Genomic DNA, 16,381 nt, shown 5'->3' on the forward strand with positions numbered 1-16,381 from the left:
GTTGTCATCTTTAGTTTGAAGACGTTGTTGTAGTTTCACCTGCTGTTGTTGTAGTATCGGTTGCTGCTGACGTAGTTGTAGTTTCACTTGTTGTATCACTTTGGATATACTGAGTAAAGATATTTTGGAAGGCTTGGTCCTTAACCTTAATATTTGCGGCTTGCAATTCTTTACTAATAATACTTTGAACGAAGGTAGCGTCATTTTGTTTTTGAGTAAGAATGATTGTCTTCAATTTTTCCTTATAATCATCAATATTAGAAGATTTTTCAGTTTTCTTAGTCAATTTTACAATATAGAAGCTACTAGTATATGCTTGTGTACCCGGAGCTGTAATCACATCTGAAACACCATCAACATCAAGGGCAAAGGCTGCTTTTTTAACAACGTCTGGCAATTCTGTTGATGCAGAGTCGAAGGTGATTTCTCCACCATTTGATTTTGTCTTTTCGTCTGTTGAATTATCTTTAGCCAATTGTGCGAAGTCAGCTCCAGATTCTTTTGCTTTAGCAAGAACTTCTTTAGCCTTATCTTCACTGTCAAGTTTAATAATTTGAGCAGTTACTTCTGGAGTGTACTCGTCATAAGCTTTTTTGTAGTTCTCATCCGTCAATTCAGCTTCTGCAGCTTTTTTAACAGCATACTCAACTAATTTACTTGTACGAATTTGAGCTTTACGGCTTTCTGCTGTCATACCAGCACGAGAAAGAACGATTTGATAGCTATCACCATATTTCTTCTGTTCTTCTGCTACAGCGTCATCTACTTCTTTTTCACTTACTTCAGAACCATATTGTTTTTCGAAAACTTTTTGAATAGTCATATTAAGCAAAACTTGTTGAGCAGTTGAGTTGTTTTTCACTTCTTCATAGAATTGATGTTCTGTGATAACATCACCCTTCATAGTAATGAGGTCAGCTCCTTCAGAGCTATTTGAGCAAGCAGCCAAAGTAGCTACTGATAACAAAGTGATGGCACCAGCCAATAATTTTTTCTTCATGTTTACTCCTTTTTTATACACTAGATAAATGTTTACCTTATCTATTTTACTAAATTGTCTTAAAAAAATCTGAAATTAATCAAAATCTGGCAGTTCAACTACTGCTTGAGTCTTTCTCAGCATCAATATCCCATCTCCAAGAGGAACCAGACTGGCTGTTAGTCCTGGGTTATCTAAAGTTGCATCAAATAGTCTTTGTAAACCACGATAGATTGTTCGTTGTCCACGTCGAACTTCCATGATATCCTTAGCGATGTCACCACCTTGAAAAACATCATCCAAGACGACTACTCCTCCAACATCTAGGTGTTTGAGAATTTCTGGAAGAAATACGATGTATTTGGACTTGGCAGAATCCATAAAAACAAAGTCATAGGTATCTGTCAATGTTGACAAGACGTCTACCGCATCGCCTTCCAAGAGAGTAATTTGTTGGCGATTATCAAACTTGGCGAAATTCTCCTTGGCAAAACCAATCATTTCAGGATTCCGATCAATGGTTGTAATTTTTGCGTTTGGGGCATGATTTGCCATTAAAAGAGCTGAAAATCCAATCGCTGTCCCAATCTCTAAAATATTTTTTGGTTGAATTGTTTCCATTAGGAAACGGAAATAAGCGACAGTTTCATGAGGGATGATTGGAATATTTTCCTTGCGAGCAAAGTTTTCTAGTTCTTTTAAGGAACCTGACACTTGCTTTTGTCGTTGACGTAAAAATTCGACGATTTCTTCTTTTACGACAGGACGTCGCATGTTGTGGTTAGCATTTTTACTGTATGACTCAACCATTTTATGCTAATCCTAATTTTTCAACAAGGGCTTCAAACTCATCCAAACGACGTTCAAAGACTGCAAAGGCATCGTTGAGATAATCTTCTTTTTCCATGTCAACACCAGCTTTACGCATGATGTTGAGTGGATAGTCTGACTTCCCAGCCTTCAGGTATTCAATATAACGGTCACGATCCTCTTGGCTACCATGAACAATCTTTTCAGCCAAGGCTGAAGCTGCTGCAAAACCAGTTGAATATTGATATACATAGTAATTATAGTAGAAATGAGGAATTCGAGCCCACTCGTACTGGATTTGTGGATTATCTTCTTTGCTCAAACCATAGTATTCTTGGTTCAAGTCTGCATAGAGATTGTTTAGGAACTCACTTGTTAAAACTTCACCGTTTTGATCTGCTTGGTGGATGGCATGTTCAAATTCTGCAAATTGAGTTTGGCGGAATACTGTTCCACGGAAACCATCCAAGAAGTTGTTGAGAATCGCAAAGCGTGTTGCATCATCTTGAACTTCTTGCAATAATTTTTCTGTCAGGATGTTTTCATTGGTTGTTGAAGCAATCTCAGCTAGGAAAATTGAGTAATCCCCGTAGACATAAGGCTGGGTTTCACGCGTATAGCTAGAATGCATACTGTGACCTGTCTCATGGACAAGGGTAAAGAGATTATCGAGGTTATCCTGCCAGTTAAGTAGCATGAAGGCATTTGTATCGTATGATCCACCTGAATATGCACCTGAACGCTTGCCTTGATTTTCATACACATCAATCCAACGTTCGCTGAAGGCACGTTTCACACGACTCAAGTAATCTTCACCAAGAACTGCCAAAGCTTCTTCTGCCTTCTTTAAGGCTTCCTCATAAGTAAAGCTGTATTCTACTGAAGACAATGGTGTATAGACATCGTACATCTTGAGGTCTGGAATACCCAAGATTTTTGAGCGAAGAGCTAGATAACGATGTAAGAGTGGCAAATGCTTACGAACGGCAGACACTAGGTTATCATAAACACTTTCTGGCACAAAGTTAGCTGCAAGAGCTGCTTCACGCGCACTCTTGTAGTTACGAACCTTAGCACGATAGTTTTGCACTTTAACATTGGTCTGCAAGGTTTTAGCATAAGTGTGCTGGTATTGTTCATAGGTAGAGTAAAGAGCTTCATAAGCTCCACGACGAACCTCACGATTTTTAGATTCTACAAAGCGCATATAAACACCGTGTGACAATTGAACTTCATTTCCATCTTCATCTTTAACGAATGGAAAGACAATATCTGCATTATCTAAAATAGCAAAGGTTTCACTAGCAGCACCGAAGATTTCACCAGCACCTGCAAGCAACTCTTCTTCACGTTGTGAAAGGACATGGTCCTTATTTTGCAATAGTTTATCAAAGAAGTGTTTATAAGGCTGGAGTTTTGGTTCTTCTGTTAAAAAGTTTTGATACTGATCTTCTGTGATAGCCATAAATTCCGGCTCATAGAAAGAGAAGACCTGATCAAGTTGACTATAAAGAGCCATTGCTTTTGCATAGTATTCTTGATACTTAGCTACTCGAGTATCTTGGTCGTTTTTCATATGTGCATAGACATAGAGTTTTTCAAGACGACGACTCAAGTCCAGATAACGCTCCGTAATATCAAGAAGGCTTACTGCACTATCCAAGAGATGTCCCTCAAGACTAGCTGCTTGTTTTGTATCTTCCGTTAAAAGGGCGAGCTCTTCTTCCCATTTTTGGTCTGTTTCAAAGATAGTGGACAAATCCCATGTATCTTTTTCATCTATTTCATTTCGTTGTAATACCATAAATTACCTCCATCCTTTCTATTTTACCATATTTTTCAGGAAATAACGCTGATAAAAGGCAGGTGGATAGAGCTTTTGTAACTCAGTTTGAGGATTTTTTTGATAATAAATTCGAAAGTTGCGATAATAATCATGAATATCTTGTTTAATTTGACAAAAAGATCCGTTTTCTATCGGCCTTAATTGGGGATACCAGTCCTGTTTCTTCCGATTCAAAAGATTCTCTCCGCTCAAATAGGCTTGAGCTTGTTGCTTCATCCAATAGGGATTTTGATAATAAAGTTGTTTTTGAATGTAATAACAGATGTTCCTGTCTTGCTCAACTGAAAAAGAAATCAGGTTTTGTTGTTGATAAGGAGTCCGTAATATTTCTAGAAGATTCCCTTTGCCATAAGAAAATTCCTTGACCTGATAATGAAGTTTTCCCTTCAAATCTTGGTGGAGTAAGTACTTAAGTCTCAAAACTCGTCTTTTATGGTCTAACTCCCAAAGATAAAAGCCCATATTATTACTGAAATAAAGAAAATCTCTCTGTAGTTGAGTTAGTCGCTCTTTTATCCATAGTTTTTCTCCAAGTAACCACAAAACTTGAATACCTAGACTTCGATAACCATTGCTTCTCTCCCTTAAAAGTTCACAAGAAATTGGACTACACTGAACTTCTAGGGCTAGTTGTTTATTGATAAAGATATCAGCAATTTGCTTCAGTTCAGGTATCGGATATTCCATTTCAACCTCATCATTCTTCTTAGCCCAATAAAACAATTGCTCCTTGTTTTCCAGGTGTTCTGGTCCTTCATTTTCATGGAAAAAATCACATTTTTTTAGACTTTCATGAGCAAAATGCGTTCGTACATTTTTCCCTTTTCTCAAGCGAACACGTGCTCCACAAGCTGGGCAATAATAAGTTTGTTTCTTTACTTCATCCCCTAAAGCGCTAATTAAATTCCCATTTTTATCCCTCGCTAGAAACATAGAGACCTCCTTTTCTATTCCATTCGAAAAGAAGAAGAAAAAGTCTGATAGATTCAACCTTTTATACTATATAATTCTCAACTATTTTCTTTGATTTTTAATATATTTCTGAACCATAGGGATGAGATTCTGTATTTGATCCTGCTTAATCACCATTACACCATATTCCTGACAACGATGACTGTAAACCGGGTTAATCTTGCCTGAGCAAACAATCATTTTCAAACAATTGTCACCTGCAAAATGATTGGCATAAACTTCAAGTTCGTTAATAGCTTCAACTGATAAATCTGTCATTTTACAGGAAATGAATACTACTGAGTGACCTTTACGAAAGATAACATCAATCTCATTTTGAACATTGTCCATCTCAGGAAAGATACCATTCCAATCAATCTCAGCGCCAATAAGGCATTCGTCAAAATACTCAGACTAAAGGGCTAGTAAATAGATATAAAGCTCCAAAATATGTCCCTTGGTGCGACATAACAAATGTGCTTCTGGACTGAGAAATGTATAGGCAACCCTATCTCTTTTTTCCTCTTCGATTTTTAGTAAATTGGCATCCTTAAATAGAGGAATCAATTTAGCTGGATAGGAGTAGGTTTTTCCGTTACTTTCCAAAACTTTTGCTGTTTCAGAGTGAAAATCGGCTGTTTTTGCTATCGCAAAAAATTGAGTAATCTGATACCATTCTTCTGGATTCTCAATAGCGTACTTGGCCAATTTTTTGATAGCTTCAATTTGCTTAACCGTATGCTGAGGTCGTCTTGATTTCAAAATTTTACCACCACGTAAGGCTACCAACTGTTCAATGGATAGACTAGGAATGTCTAGGACTTCATCCTCAATTTTAGTCCTTCCTAATGCATACTGTTTTCCTTGTTCAACATCCATAGCAATAATCGGAATATTATTTTCTAAACCATATTGAAATAAGACAATCGCTAATAGATTATCTCCACCAAAAACATCAATTGTAACTGAATCATAACTTTCTATAAAGAGGTCTAAATCCTGCCAGACTTTATTTAGCTTAAATTGACGAAAATGTACTTGTTTTAAGTGGGGTACTTGTTCCAATAAAAAATGTTTCAGGGATACTCTTTCTTCTTCAGCAATTTTTTTCAAAGATAAAAATAAAATTTCATCACAATCACTGACAAAAGCTTGGTAGACATTTTTCTCAATGGTATGACGGTCATACAGTTCAATTAAAAGACTAGTCATCCTAAGACCTCCTAGACAAAAAAGTCCGATGGAATAGTGGTCGATTAGAATCATTTTAAAACTATCACGATTCTGTTTAACTTCATCGACTTCTCCTACTTCTAGTATAGCATAAATTGAGAACTTCCTTTCTTATTAGGGTAACAAAAAAGGAAATAGAAAAATCCTTTTCTATTCCCTTAGTCTTTTATTTTACTTTTCTTGCCAACATGGTCGCAAAGCGTAGTTGAATACGATTGCCGTTTTCGTCACGACGATGTAAATGACCTGGATTTTCATTGTATTTAACCAATTCCCAGTCCTTGTAGTAATTAGCCAACTCCCCCTCTTTAAAGGTGAATGGGAAATTAACAGAACATGGGTAATCCTCTGTATCCATAGCACAAACAATCAAATTATAGCCACCGATAGAGGTTTGTTCTTGCATATTTTGAATGATAGACGAAATACGATCTGCTTGTAAAAACATGAGAACAACTGTCGATACGATAAAATCGTAAGTTTGGCCTATGCTTGCTGAATTAATATCATAGAGACCGACAGGCATTTCTAAATCTTCTTGCTCTACGATGCTTTGCAAGATTTCAAGGGATAGCTCATTTTGATCCACTGCTGTAACATCAAATCCTTGCCGAGCTAAAAAGAGTGCATTTCTTCCTTGACCACAGCCCAGATCTAGTGCTTTACACGATTTCACGGTCTGCATAGCTTCTAAGACTTCCGAATGAACTGGATTGCTATTGTATTTCTTTGGGAAATAATCCTCTGGTTTACAATAAAATTCCAAGTACCACTCCACATCATCTGTGGCAGCTTCCACTCTGTGCCAAGCTTGAGGTTGTGCCATAGGATTATCAGCACCTGCTTCAAAGAGGTGCTCAGCTATAACTTCTCCCTCTTCAGTCAATTCAATAAACTTAAGAGCTCCTTTTAATACGGTAATCTTCCCCCAGGTTCCGACCTTAGTATTGTGTTTTCTTTGAACAGCCTCTGGCATGGTGTCTTTATTCCAGACAGGCATGCGTTTGTAGGCAACTAGTTTTTCCATATTCTTCACTCTTTCTATCGGTGGTTAACAGCTTTCATAACACGCGCGATATCACGATTTTGCTCACGACGTTTGATTGACTCCCGTTTATCGTAGTCATGTTTCCCTTTAGCAAGCCCTAAGAGGAGTTTGGCATAGCCGTCTTTGATATAGACTTTAAGTGGAACCAGAGTCATTCCTGTTCCTTTTGTTTCTTGCTCTAGTTTCTGGATTTGTTTTTTATGAAGGAGAAGTTTTCGACGACGTTCTGGTTCTTGGTTCCAGATATTGCCCTCCTCATAAGGAGCGATATGAACATTGCTCAACCAAACTTCGCCGTTTTTCACTTGGGCAAACCCATCTTTCAAATTGATACGAGCTGCTCGAACGCTCTTGATTTCAGTTCCTGTCAAAACCATTCCTGCTTCTAGCGTATCTACGATTGTATAGTCGTGGTGCGCCTTTTTATTTTGCGCGACGACCTTTCCCTCGCCCTTTGCCATGCTTGGCTCCTTTCTTTGCTACTTCCTTATAAAAAGGTTTCTTGCTCTTTTTCTTCTTGTCTTTTGATGAATGCTTGCGCTTATCACTTGAGTGACCGGCTTTTCTCTTGTCTTCTTTCTTATCCGAACGACGACCTCTATCCTTGCGGCCAGACGGTTTTAAACCTTTCTCAATCACATCAAATTCACTTGGAATAAAGGAGAAATCAATCTCACCAGTCATCTTATCAGCTCTTTCAACACGAATACGTATCTGCTGACCCACTCGGAAAGTAATTCCTGATTTCTCCCCACGAAGGGTTAAATCACGTTCGTTAAAATGATAGAATTCAGGCAAATTGGTAATGTGAATTAAGCCTTCGACTGTATTTGGCAATTCAACAAAGAGTCCGAATTTTACAATACTGGAAACAACAGCATCATACTCTTCACCCACAAACTCTTCCATGTATTCGGCTTTTTTCATAGCTTCAACTTCACGCTCTGCCTCAATAGCTCTGCGCTCACGGTTGGATGACTGGGTCGCAATCTCTGGAATGACCTGTTCAAAATGTTCCGCCACTTCTTTAGAACGTCCATAGTCACGAATCATACGGTGAACCAAGAGATCCGGATAACGGCGAATCGGACTGGTAAAGTGAGTGTAATAGTCTGCTGCTAGGCCATAGTGCCCATGGTTATGCTCAGAATAACGAGCCTGTTGCATCGAACGCAAAAGCATCATCGACAATACATCCGCGTAAGGTTCTCCCTCAACGGCGCGCATGATATCTTGGAGGGCTTCTTGACTAATCTCACTAGCAGTTCCGTAGATTCGTAAGCCAAAACTAGAAGCGTAATCAATAAACTTCTGAACTTTCTCAGCTTTAGGTTCCTCATGGATACGATAGATGAAAGGTAAATCAAGCTTGCTAAAATGCTCAGCAACTGTTTCGTTAGCAATCAACATAAAGGACTCAATCATACGTTCTGCAGTCCCACGATGACGAAGAACAATATCTACTGGTTTCCCTTTCTTGTCAACCAATATTTTAGCTTCATTGGTATCAAAATTTAGAGCTCCACGCTTAATCCGCATATCTTCAAGAATTTCATGAAGCTTAGCCATGAGTTCGATGCTAGGAACAATTTTCTTATACTCTTGTCTCTTCTCCTCGTCACCAGCTAAAATGTCATTGACATCACTATAGGTCATACGGTAGCTTGTCTTGATAACAGTCTGCGTAATCGTATAATTACGAACACGACCATGTTTATCAATCTCCATAATGGCAGACTGAGTTAAGCGGTCTACTTGAGGATTAAGAGAACAAATACCATTTGAAAGGCGTTCTGGAAGCATTGGAACCACGCGGTCTGTTACATAGACAGAAGTCGCACGATTAAGGGCTTCCTTATCAAGAGCAGAACCTTCCTTTACATAATAAGAAACATCTGCGATGTGAACTCCTAGTTCAAAATTACCATTCTTCAATGGCTTGATGTGAACTGCATCGTCTAAGTCCTTAGCATCCGCTCCATCTATGGTAAATGTAATTTCATCTCTCAGATCTAGACGTCCTTCCAAATCCGCCTCAGATGGTGAATCTGGAACGCTCCCTGCTTCCTTAAGAACAGCCTCTGGAAACTCTGAGACGATATCCATTGATTCCAAGACCTCAAGAACGTCAATTCCTGCATCAGTTGAATGTCCCACAACATCTAAGACACTAGCTACAAAAAAGTCATGTTTCTTACTTGGGTATTTATCGATAAAGACCTTGAGAACTTCTGTCCCTTCTAGCTTGAGAGCAGGTTTCTTGACATAAATCGGTTGGCTAATTTTTTGATTTTTAGAACGGATATAACCAGCATACTTAGGTTTTTCCTCATCAAGAATGATTTGGCCAACAACTGTTGTTAAACTGTGTTCTAAAATATCGATAATCTTAGCTTCTGCAGCAGTTCCTTTTTGGCGATCTGCAACTTTCTTAATAACAATCTCTACAGTATCCCCATCAATAGCATAGTTAACATCATTTTTCCCAACAAAAAGATCGTCTTCTTCACCTTCTAAACTTACAAAACCAAAGCCGTTTTTATGAGCATGAAAAGTCCCTTTAAGGGTAATTTCATGCTTCTTCTTTTTGCTTAAATTGAGACTACCATCTTCTTCAAAGCGAATCTGGTGCTTTCTTTCCATCAGAGACAAAGTTTTGATGAGCTCACTAAAATCCTTAGAGCTCTCCTTTCCCAGAGCTTGAGCTAGATCATTTACCGTAACTCTTCCCTTCTCTTCTAAATATTCTTTTATTTTATCTTTCATGTTTTCTTTCTAGATTTGTATACTATTTTTTGTGTAAAACCTTATTTCTTTCAAAATAAAAATAGGCTAAGACCTAGTCTCGCCCATTATTTTCTTATCTACTTGATAATACCGTCAATGCTAAGGCAATGGCTAGCCAGAAAAAGACTAAGATTCCTGTCAAACGTTGCATTACAGCTTCAAAACCACGCGCTTTGCTACGTTCAAACAAATCACCTGAGCTGGCGTCAAATACATTGCTAGATTGGTTTTTAGTTGGTTGCATAAAAATTGCAATCACAATCACAACAGATAATACTAATAGAATGGTTAATAATAGGTTATACATATCAAACTCCTTAAAATCCCTATTATTTTACCATAATTTCTACTTAGATTCAAGATGTAGAGTCACTTTTCTTTCTTTGGGACAATACTTTAAGACTTCAATCTTATCTGGATGTGTTTTTGAGTTTTTACTGGTTAGATAATTGATGCTGCCACAAGAGGAGCATTTTAAATTTATTTTTACGCGCACTAGATTTCCTTCACTTTTAATAATGTTCTAAATTGGATAAGATTAAATGTACAACTCAGAGCTACACAAAGAGCTGTTGCATAAAATACAGAGTGGTAGCCAAATTGGCCAGCTACTGCTGATCCTGCCAAGGGACCTATCACACCCCCTAGATAAAAGAAGACTTGATTAAAGGCAAATACTCTTGAAATGCCTGCTTTGGGAGTTATTTTACTGAGGAGTGCATTAACACCCGGTATCAGAGCGCCTGTACCTATCCCGAATAGAAAACGATAGAATCCTAATTGAAATGGACTTGTTGCATTTGCGCATAATAGATATATGAAAACTGAATATACCTGAGCCACAACAAGTAGTCGATGATTCCCTACTTTATCACCTAATTTCCCCATGACTCCTGCACTCATCATACTTGAAAATCCCATGCTAGACACAATCAAACCAGATACGAAGAGAAGATTCTCTTTCTGTCCAAGATCTCGTACATAAAGAGCAAGGATGGGACCTATCGATTGTGCAGAAAACTGAATTACAAAACTAGTTAAAAATAGATTTATCAAGAGAAAAGGATACTTAATAGATTTAAAAAGCTCTTTGGTCGGGAGTGCTTTTTCTTTCGTCACAGGTTGAAAGTCTTCTTTAATAAAAAGAATGGTTAGAATAGCAGCTAAAAACAAGAAACTGCCAACCAATAAAAACACATTCCGAATTCCAAAAAATTCTGCAATAAGACCACCAACAAATGGACCTGTTAAAGTTCCAGCGACAACGCCAGTTGATAAAGTTCCTAGGGCGTACCCCGACTTGTCTTTAGGGACTTGACTCGCAATCAAAGCTGTCGCATTGGGTACGAAACCTGTAAAAACGCCATTGAGAAAACGTAGAAACAAGAGCCAGAAAATATTTGGGACAAAAGCCAGTCCTCCCATGGTAATAGTCATGGCTATCCCCGCACGAATCATCATAGGTTTTCGCCCATATTTGTCTGCTAAGATACCCCAGATTGGTGATACACAGGCTGCAGAAACGGCAGAAACAGAAATAGCTAAACCTGAATAAAAAGCAACTTGATCCCCTTCAACTCCTAATTGCTCTACAAAAATAGGCATAAAAGGAACAACGAGAGAAATGCTGGCTCCTGTTAAAAAACAGCCAAACCAAGCAATACGAAGATTATCCTTCCAACTAATCTCTTGCATGGGTATCGCCTCCTTCAAGTATACTTACTACTTGACTCAAGAGCTGATCTCGACTGCCATTGTTGTCTAATATATGACTAGCCATTTTTTTCTTTTCTTCTAAAGGCCACTGAGAAGCTAACCGAGCTTCAGCTGCTTCATTTGATAGATTATCTCTCTTCATCAAACGTTCTAATTGCACATTTGGTGATACATAAACTAACCAAGTTTCATCAAACCATGAAGCATAGTCCTGTTCAAAAAGTAACGGAATATCCATGAAAAATATATCCTCAGTCTGAGCTAACTTTTCTCTCAGAGACCCCAATTCTTGACAGATAATTTTCCCTTGAGTCTGTTTAGACCATTCTCTCTCATCAGAGTTGTTGAAAATCAGACTAGCAAGTAAGGGGCGATTCAAGTCTCCATTTTCCAGAAGGATTTTCTCACCAAAGTGTTCCACTAAAATCTGAAAAAGTCGGCCACCAGGCTTTTGGAGTTGGTGGACGACTGCATCCGCATCTACCACTTCAAATCCTTTTTGTCTTAGAAAATTTGTGACGGTGGATTTCCCAGATGCAATACCACCAGTTATTCCTATTATTTTTCCCATCACTTTCTCCTTTGACATTTTGGACAAAAATAGGTTCCACGTCCACCAAGTTGAATTTTATCGATGGTGGATCCACAACGTGAACAAGCTTGTCCAGCTTTATCATAGACCTGATGAAACTCTTGCATGGTCCCGTCCTCGCCAAAAGCATTGGTATAGCTACGAATCGTTGAACCACCCTTTTCAACAGCCTGTCCTAAAACCTTAATCGTTTCATCATGGACTTTTCTGGCCTCTTTAGCATTTAAACTGTTAGAATGTCTAGAAGGGTGAACCTTCGCTCTCCAAAGAACTTCATCAACATAGATATTTCCTAATCCCGCTACAAGAGTCTGGTCCAGCAAATGAGATTTAATGGATTTTTTAGACTTTTTCAAGGCTAGTTTAAATCTTCCTAAATCAAAATCTTGATCAGTTGGTTCTGGTCCAAGTTTTTTTGAAATAAAGTAAGAATCCAAGAGTTCAGGCGCCAACAGTTCCATGGTACCAAACTTACGGACATCCTCATAAACTAAGGTGGTACCATCTTCAAAATGAACTAAGATATGGGCGTGCTTTCGTTCAGGAATCTCGTCAGGATAATAAAAATACTTCCCTTCCATCCGAAGATGAGAAATCAAAACTTTATCTCTAAGGTTAAAAAGTAGATATTTTCCTCGACGTCCCATTGACTGAATCACTTGACCAGGTAACTCTTTCTGAAATTGGTTTAAATCCGTCTTAATCATCTTAGGATAGCGAATCTCAATGTTTGAAATCTTCTTCCCTAGAATCAATTTTTCAAGACCTCGTCGAACTGTTTCGACCTCAGGTAATTCAGGCATAACTCCTCCTTCACTAAAAACAAGAAGCAGGCTACCGCCCACCTCTTCTTAATATTCTTTTTTGTTATAGCCAAAGTCAGCCAAATCCAGCTTTTTATCACGCCAGTTTTTCTTGACCTTAACCCAGGTTTCTAGGAAAACCTTATCTCCTAGCATAAGTTCGATATCTTTACGAGCCATGGTACCAATTTTCTTAAGCATGGCACCACCTTTACCGATGACAATTCCTTTTTGGCTGTCGCGTTCAACCATGATGGTTGCTCGGATATGAACTTTATCAGACTCCTCATCTCGTTTCATAGAATCTACCACTACTGCAACTGAATGTGGAATTTCTTCACGAGTTAAGTGTAACACTTTTTCACGAATCATCTCAGAAACCAAGAAACGTTCTGGATGGTCTGTAATTTGGTCTGCTGGGAAATATTGGAATCCTTCTTCAAGGTTTTCACTGAGAATGTCGATTAGACGAGAAACATTATTTCCTTGAAGAGCTGAAATTGGCACAATTTCCTTAAAGTCCATCTGATTACGGAAATCATCGATTTGAGCTAAAAGTTGGTCTGGGTGCACCTTGTCAATCTTGTTTACCACGAGAATCACAGGAACCTTAGCAGCCTTGAGTCGTTCGATAATCATATCGTCACCCTTCCCACGTGGTTCATCAGCAGGAACCATAAAGAGAACGGTATCGACTTCACGAAGAGTGCTATAGGCTGACTCTACCATGAAATCTCCAAGAGCTGTCTTAGGTTTGTGAATTCCCGGCGTATCGATAAAGACAATCTGTTCCTTATCGGTCGTGTAGATTCCCATAATCTTGTTGCGCGTTGTCTGCGCCTTGTCACTCATGATGGCAATTTTTTGCCCCATGACATGATTCAAAAAAGTTGACTTCCCAACATTGGGACGTCCTAAAATGGCTACAAAGCCTGATTTAAATGTCATAGTTACCTCTATAATGTTTAAAATAGCAAATCCCAAATCCTAGGGATGAAAATGATAAGTCCAGTCACTGCAGCAAATAAAGACACAACAAGAACTGCACCTGCAGCCATGTCTTTAGCCTTCTTTGCAAGCATATCAAAGTGATAATGGCTAGCCAAATCCACTACATTTTCAATAGCAGAATTCAAAATCTCAAAAGTAATTACTAAAAAAATGCTTAATAGGAGAAAGAGCCATTCAATTCTGGAAACTTGAAAAACAATGCCTGCAAGTAGAACTAAGAGAGAAGTTACCGCATGCTTCCTCATATTACGCTCTTCTTTTATGGCAGTAAAAATACCTGTCAGGGCAAAATCTAAACTTGAGAGCAAGTCGCGATTCTTCCATTTTCGTTTATTGTCTTGTGAGTCCATAGGCTGTTAAAATTTCTTCTTGTAAACCGAACATCTCCGCTTCTTCTTCCGGAGTGTAGTGATCATAACCGTTTATGTGTAAAAAACCGTGCACAGCTAAAAAGCCCATTTCACGTTCAAAACTATGACCGTACTCTTCAGCTTGCTCATGCGCTTTATCAATTGAAATGAATAACTCGCCGATATAAGCATCAAATTCTGACATCATTTCTGCTAAGTCAGGATCTTCTGCCAAATCCTCTTCGTCAAAGGTAATCTCTAATTCAGGTTTGTATTCAAGACTAATAACGTCTGTTGGACGGTCAGTATCACGAAACTCTAAATTGAGTACATGACTGCGTTCATTGGTAACAAAAGTGACTGCCATCTCCTTGTCTTCTTTTCCAATTTTTTTAGCAGCAAATTCCAAAATTTCTTTTGTTTGCTTTAAAATTTCTTTAGAAACCTGACCAGTTTCATCTACCATTTCAATATACATGTGCTTCTCGATTCTCTTTACTTGGCCTTATTATACCATATTTTTATGATTTTATTCTACCTTTTTGATATAATACTATGGAATACATTCATAAGGAGAGAACCATGTCATTTGATGGATTTTTTTTACACCACATGGTTGAGGAATTGCGAGCTGAACTACTAAACGGTCGCATTCAAAAAATTAATCAACCCTTTGACCAAGAATTGGTCTTACAAATCCGTAGCAATCGCCAAAGTCATCGTCTGCTCCTTTCTGCTCACCCTGTTTTTGGACGCATCCAGTTGACAGAAACGACCTTTGAAAACCCTGCTCAACCTTCTACCTTTATCATGGTTTTAAGGAAATATTTACAGGGTGCTGTTATCGAGTCTATCGAGCAGATTGAGAACGATCGAATCGTTGAAATCACTGTTTCTAACAAGAATGAGATTGGAGACGATATTCAAGCCACCCTCATCATTGAAATTATGGGTAAACATAGTAATATCTTCCTCGTAGATAAGTCTAGCAACAAAGTTCTTGAGGTTATCAAGCACATTGGTTTCTCTCAAAATAGTTACCGTACACTCCTACCTGGTGCAACTTACATAGCCCCACCAAGTACAGAGGCCCTCAATCCTTTTACCATTAAGGATGAAAAACTTTTTGAAATCCTACAAACACAGGAATTAACAGCGAGAAACATTCAAAGTCTGTTTCAAGGACTAGGTCGTGATACGGCGAATGAATTGGAAAATTTATTAGTTAATGATAAACTTTCTAATTTCCGTAACTTTTTTAAGCAAGAAACTAAACCTTGCCTAACAGATAAGTCTTTTTCTTGTGTCCCTTTTTCAACTAAAATTGAAGGACATTTTTCAAGCTTATCTCAACTTCTTGATGTTTTTTACAAAGATAAGGCTGAGCGCGACCGTGTCAAACAACAGGCTAGTGAACTCATTCGTCGTGTTGAAAATGAACTACAAAAAAATCGCCAAAAACTTAGGAAACAAGAAAAAGAACTTCAGGCTACCGAAAATGCGGAAGAATTCAGACAAAAAGGGGAGTTACTAACGACTTTCCTTCATCAAGTCCCAAACGACCAAGACCAAGTCGTCTTAGATAACTACTATACCAATCAACCCATCACTATCGCTCTTGATAAAGCATTGACACCTAATCAGAATGCGCAAAAATACTTCAAACGATATCAGAAGTTAAAAGAGGCTGTTAAATATCTGACAGAGTTGATAGAGGAAACCAAGGCTACTATTCTTTATCTGGAAAGCGTAGAAACTGTTCTAAACCAAGCTGGGCTAGATGAGATTGCTGAAATTCGTGAGGAATTAATCCAAACTAGATTCATCAGAAGACGTCAACGAGAGAAAATCCAAAAGCGTAAAAAACCAGAAAAATATCTGGCTAGCGATGGTAAAACCATTATTCTCGTTGGACGAAACAATCTTCAAAACGAAGAGTTGACCTTTAAAATAGCACGCAAAGAGGAACTTTGGTTCCATGCTAAAGATATTCCTGGAAGTCATGTTGTTATCTCAGGAAATCTGAATCCTTCTGACGAAGTCAAGACGGATGCTGCAGAACTTGCAGCCTACTATTCGAAAGGACGCCTCTCAAATCTCGTTCAAGTTGACATGATTGAGGTTAAAAAGCTTAATAAACCAACTGGCGGAAAACCAGGATTCGTGACTTATACTGGTCAAAAAACGCTTCGTGTCACACCTGATCCTGATAAGATTCATTCCATGAAACTGTAAAATAAATTCTTATAGTCCAA

General features: G+C 38.3%; 16 protein-coding genes and 1 pseudogene. 1 reads left to right on the forward strand and 16 read right to left on the reverse strand.

Going from position 1 to position 16,381, the window contains the following annotated elements; genetic code table 11:
* Positions 1–10: 10 nt before the first annotated feature.
* The 16 genes and pseudogenes from prsA to ybeY all read right to left on the reverse strand — a co-directional run bounded on the left by prsA (position 11) and on the right by ybeY (position 14,604).
* The gene (prsA, locus tag ACXYSN_RS02850; protein ID WP_458636085.1) at positions 11–1,000 is read right to left on the reverse strand and encodes a peptidylprolyl isomerase PrsA; all 990 of its coding nucleotides are present in this window, start codon (positions 998–1,000) and stop codon (positions 11–13) included.
* Between the two features lie 75 nt (positions 1,001–1,075).
* On the reverse strand, positions 1,076–1,789 hold the full coding sequence (locus ACXYSN_RS02855) for an O-methyltransferase (protein ID WP_458636086.1): 714 nt from the start codon (positions 1,787–1,789) through the stop codon (positions 1,076–1,078).
* Between the two features lies 1 nt (position 1,790).
* On the reverse strand, positions 1,791–3,593 hold the full coding sequence (pepF, locus tag ACXYSN_RS02860) for an oligoendopeptidase F (RefSeq protein WP_458636087.1): 1,803 nt from the start codon (positions 3,591–3,593) through the stop codon (positions 1,791–1,793).
* An 18-nt stretch (positions 3,594–3,611) separates the two neighbouring features.
* Positions 3,612–4,568 (reverse strand): competence protein CoiA, encoded by a 957-nt coding sequence (locus ACXYSN_RS02865; protein ID WP_458636088.1) that lies wholly within the window; start codon positions 4,566–4,568, stop codon positions 3,612–3,614.
* An 81-nt stretch (positions 4,569–4,649) separates the two neighbouring features.
* Positions 4,650–5,798: pseudogene (locus ACXYSN_RS02870) on the reverse strand (PDDEXK family nuclease).
* Between the two features lie 187 nt (positions 5,799–5,985).
* Positions 5,986–6,846, reverse strand: coding sequence for an SAM-dependent methyltransferase TehB (gene tehB / locus ACXYSN_RS02875; protein WP_441348309.1), 861 nt, complete (start codon positions 6,844–6,846; stop codon positions 5,986–5,988).
* Positions 6,847–6,860: 14 nt separating this feature from the next.
* Positions 6,861–7,328, reverse strand: a complete 468-nt coding sequence (gene smpB, locus ACXYSN_RS02880) for an SsrA-binding protein SmpB (protein ID WP_006150623.1) — start codon at positions 7,326–7,328, stop codon at positions 6,861–6,863.
* The gene (gene rnr, locus ACXYSN_RS02885; RefSeq protein ID WP_458636089.1) at positions 7,291–9,633 is read right to left on the reverse strand and encodes a ribonuclease R; all 2,343 of its coding nucleotides are present in this window, start codon (positions 9,631–9,633) and stop codon (positions 7,291–7,293) included. Before rnr ends, smpB begins: the two co-directional genes overlap by 38 nt.
* Positions 9,634–9,727: 94 nt before the next feature.
* Positions 9,728–9,961 (reverse strand): preprotein translocase subunit SecG, encoded by a 234-nt coding sequence (gene secG / locus ACXYSN_RS02890; protein WP_000282517.1) that lies wholly within the window; start codon positions 9,959–9,961, stop codon positions 9,728–9,730.
* 39 nt (positions 9,962–10,000) lie between these two features.
* Positions 10,001–10,150: a 50S ribosomal protein L33 gene (gene rpmG, locus ACXYSN_RS02895; RefSeq protein WP_001809104.1), complete on the reverse strand. Its 150-nt coding sequence runs from the start codon at positions 10,148–10,150 to the stop codon at positions 10,001–10,003.
* Entirely contained in the window at positions 10,150–11,349 is a 1,200-nt protein-coding gene (locus ACXYSN_RS02900) for a multidrug efflux MFS transporter (RefSeq protein WP_458636090.1), read from the reverse strand. The genes rpmG and ACXYSN_RS02900 overlap by 1 nt, the downstream gene beginning before the upstream one ends.
* A complete protein-coding gene (gene coaE / locus ACXYSN_RS02905; RefSeq protein WP_458636091.1) occupies positions 11,336–11,941 on the reverse strand; it encodes a dephospho-CoA kinase in 606 nt (201 codons plus the stop codon). Before coaE ends, ACXYSN_RS02900 begins: the two co-directional genes overlap by 14 nt.
* A complete protein-coding gene (gene mutM, locus ACXYSN_RS02910) occupies positions 11,941–12,765 on the reverse strand; it encodes a DNA-formamidopyrimidine glycosylase (protein ID WP_458636092.1) in 825 nt (274 codons plus the stop codon). Before mutM ends, coaE begins: the two co-directional genes overlap by 1 nt.
* A 48-nt stretch (positions 12,766–12,813) precedes the next feature.
* Positions 12,814–13,713: a GTPase Era gene (gene era / locus ACXYSN_RS02915; RefSeq protein WP_006150601.1), complete on the reverse strand. Its 900-nt coding sequence runs from the start codon at positions 13,711–13,713 to the stop codon at positions 12,814–12,816.
* A gap of 17 nt (positions 13,714–13,730) precedes the next feature.
* Positions 13,731–14,126 carry a diacylglycerol kinase family protein gene (locus tag ACXYSN_RS02920; protein ID WP_006150596.1) on the reverse strand — a complete coding sequence of 132 codons (396 nt, stop codon included), beginning with the start codon at positions 14,124–14,126 and terminating at the stop codon, positions 13,731–13,733.
* Positions 14,107–14,604 (reverse strand): rRNA maturation RNase YbeY, encoded by a 498-nt coding sequence (ybeY, locus tag ACXYSN_RS02925; protein ID WP_458636093.1) that lies wholly within the window; start codon positions 14,602–14,604, stop codon positions 14,107–14,109. The genes ACXYSN_RS02920 and ybeY overlap by 20 nt, the downstream gene beginning before the upstream one ends.
* Positions 14,605–14,708: 104 nt before the next feature.
* Between ybeY and ACXYSN_RS02930 the strand changes: the two genes are divergently transcribed.
* Positions 14,709–16,361, forward strand: a complete 1,653-nt coding sequence (locus tag ACXYSN_RS02930; protein ID WP_458636094.1) for an Rqc2 family fibronectin-binding protein — start codon at positions 14,709–14,711, stop codon at positions 16,359–16,361.
* Positions 16,362–16,381 lie beyond the last annotated feature (20 nt).

Source organism: Streptococcus sp. V869, assembly GCF_054353515.1.

What these genes read in the sequence shown, in the direction of transcription:
- prsA (WP_458636085.1), bottom strand. Translation starts at nt 1,000, where the DNA reads ATGAAGAAAAAATTATTGGCTGGTGCCATCACTTTGTTATCAGTAGCT.
- ACXYSN_RS02855 (WP_458636086.1), bottom strand. Translation starts at nt 1,789, where the DNA reads ATGGTTGAGTCATACAGTAAAAATGCTAACCACAACATGCGACGTCCT.
- pepF (WP_458636087.1), bottom strand. Translation starts at nt 3,593, where the DNA reads ATGGTATTACAACGAAATGAAATAGATGAAAAAGATACATGGGATTTG.
- ACXYSN_RS02865 (WP_458636088.1), bottom strand. Translation starts at nt 4,568, where the DNA reads ATGTTTCTAGCGAGGGATAAAAATGGGAATTTAATTAGCGCTTTAGGG.
- tehB (WP_441348309.1), bottom strand. Translation starts at nt 6,846, where the DNA reads ATGGAAAAACTAGTTGCCTACAAACGCATGCCTGTCTGGAATAAAGAC.
- smpB (WP_006150623.1), bottom strand. Translation starts at nt 7,328, where the DNA reads ATGGCAAAGGGCGAGGGAAAGGTCGTCGCGCAAAATAAAAAGGCGCAC.
- rnr (WP_458636089.1), bottom strand. Translation starts at nt 9,633, where the DNA reads ATGAAAGATAAAATAAAAGAATATTTAGAAGAGAAGGGAAGAGTTACG.
- secG (WP_000282517.1), bottom strand. Translation starts at nt 9,961, where the DNA reads ATGTATAACCTATTATTAACCATTCTATTAGTATTATCTGTTGTGATT.
- ACXYSN_RS02900 (WP_458636090.1), bottom strand. Translation starts at nt 11,349, where the DNA reads ATGCAAGAGATTAGTTGGAAGGATAATCTTCGTATTGCTTGGTTTGGC.
- coaE (WP_458636091.1), bottom strand. Translation starts at nt 11,941, where the DNA reads ATGGGAAAAATAATAGGAATAACTGGTGGTATTGCATCTGGGAAATCC.
- mutM (WP_458636092.1), bottom strand. Translation starts at nt 12,765, where the DNA reads ATGCCTGAATTACCTGAGGTCGAAACAGTTCGACGAGGTCTTGAAAAA.
- era (WP_006150601.1), bottom strand. Translation starts at nt 13,713, where the DNA reads ATGACATTTAAATCAGGCTTTGTAGCCATTTTAGGACGTCCCAATGTT.
- ACXYSN_RS02920 (WP_006150596.1), bottom strand. Translation starts at nt 14,126, where the DNA reads ATGGACTCACAAGACAATAAACGAAAATGGAAGAATCGCGACTTGCTC.
- ybeY (WP_458636093.1), bottom strand. Translation starts at nt 14,604, where the DNA reads ATGTATATTGAAATGGTAGATGAAACTGGTCAGGTTTCTAAAGAAATT.
- ACXYSN_RS02930 (WP_458636094.1), top strand. Translation starts at nt 14,709, where the DNA reads ATGTCATTTGATGGATTTTTTTTACACCACATGGTTGAGGAATTGCGA.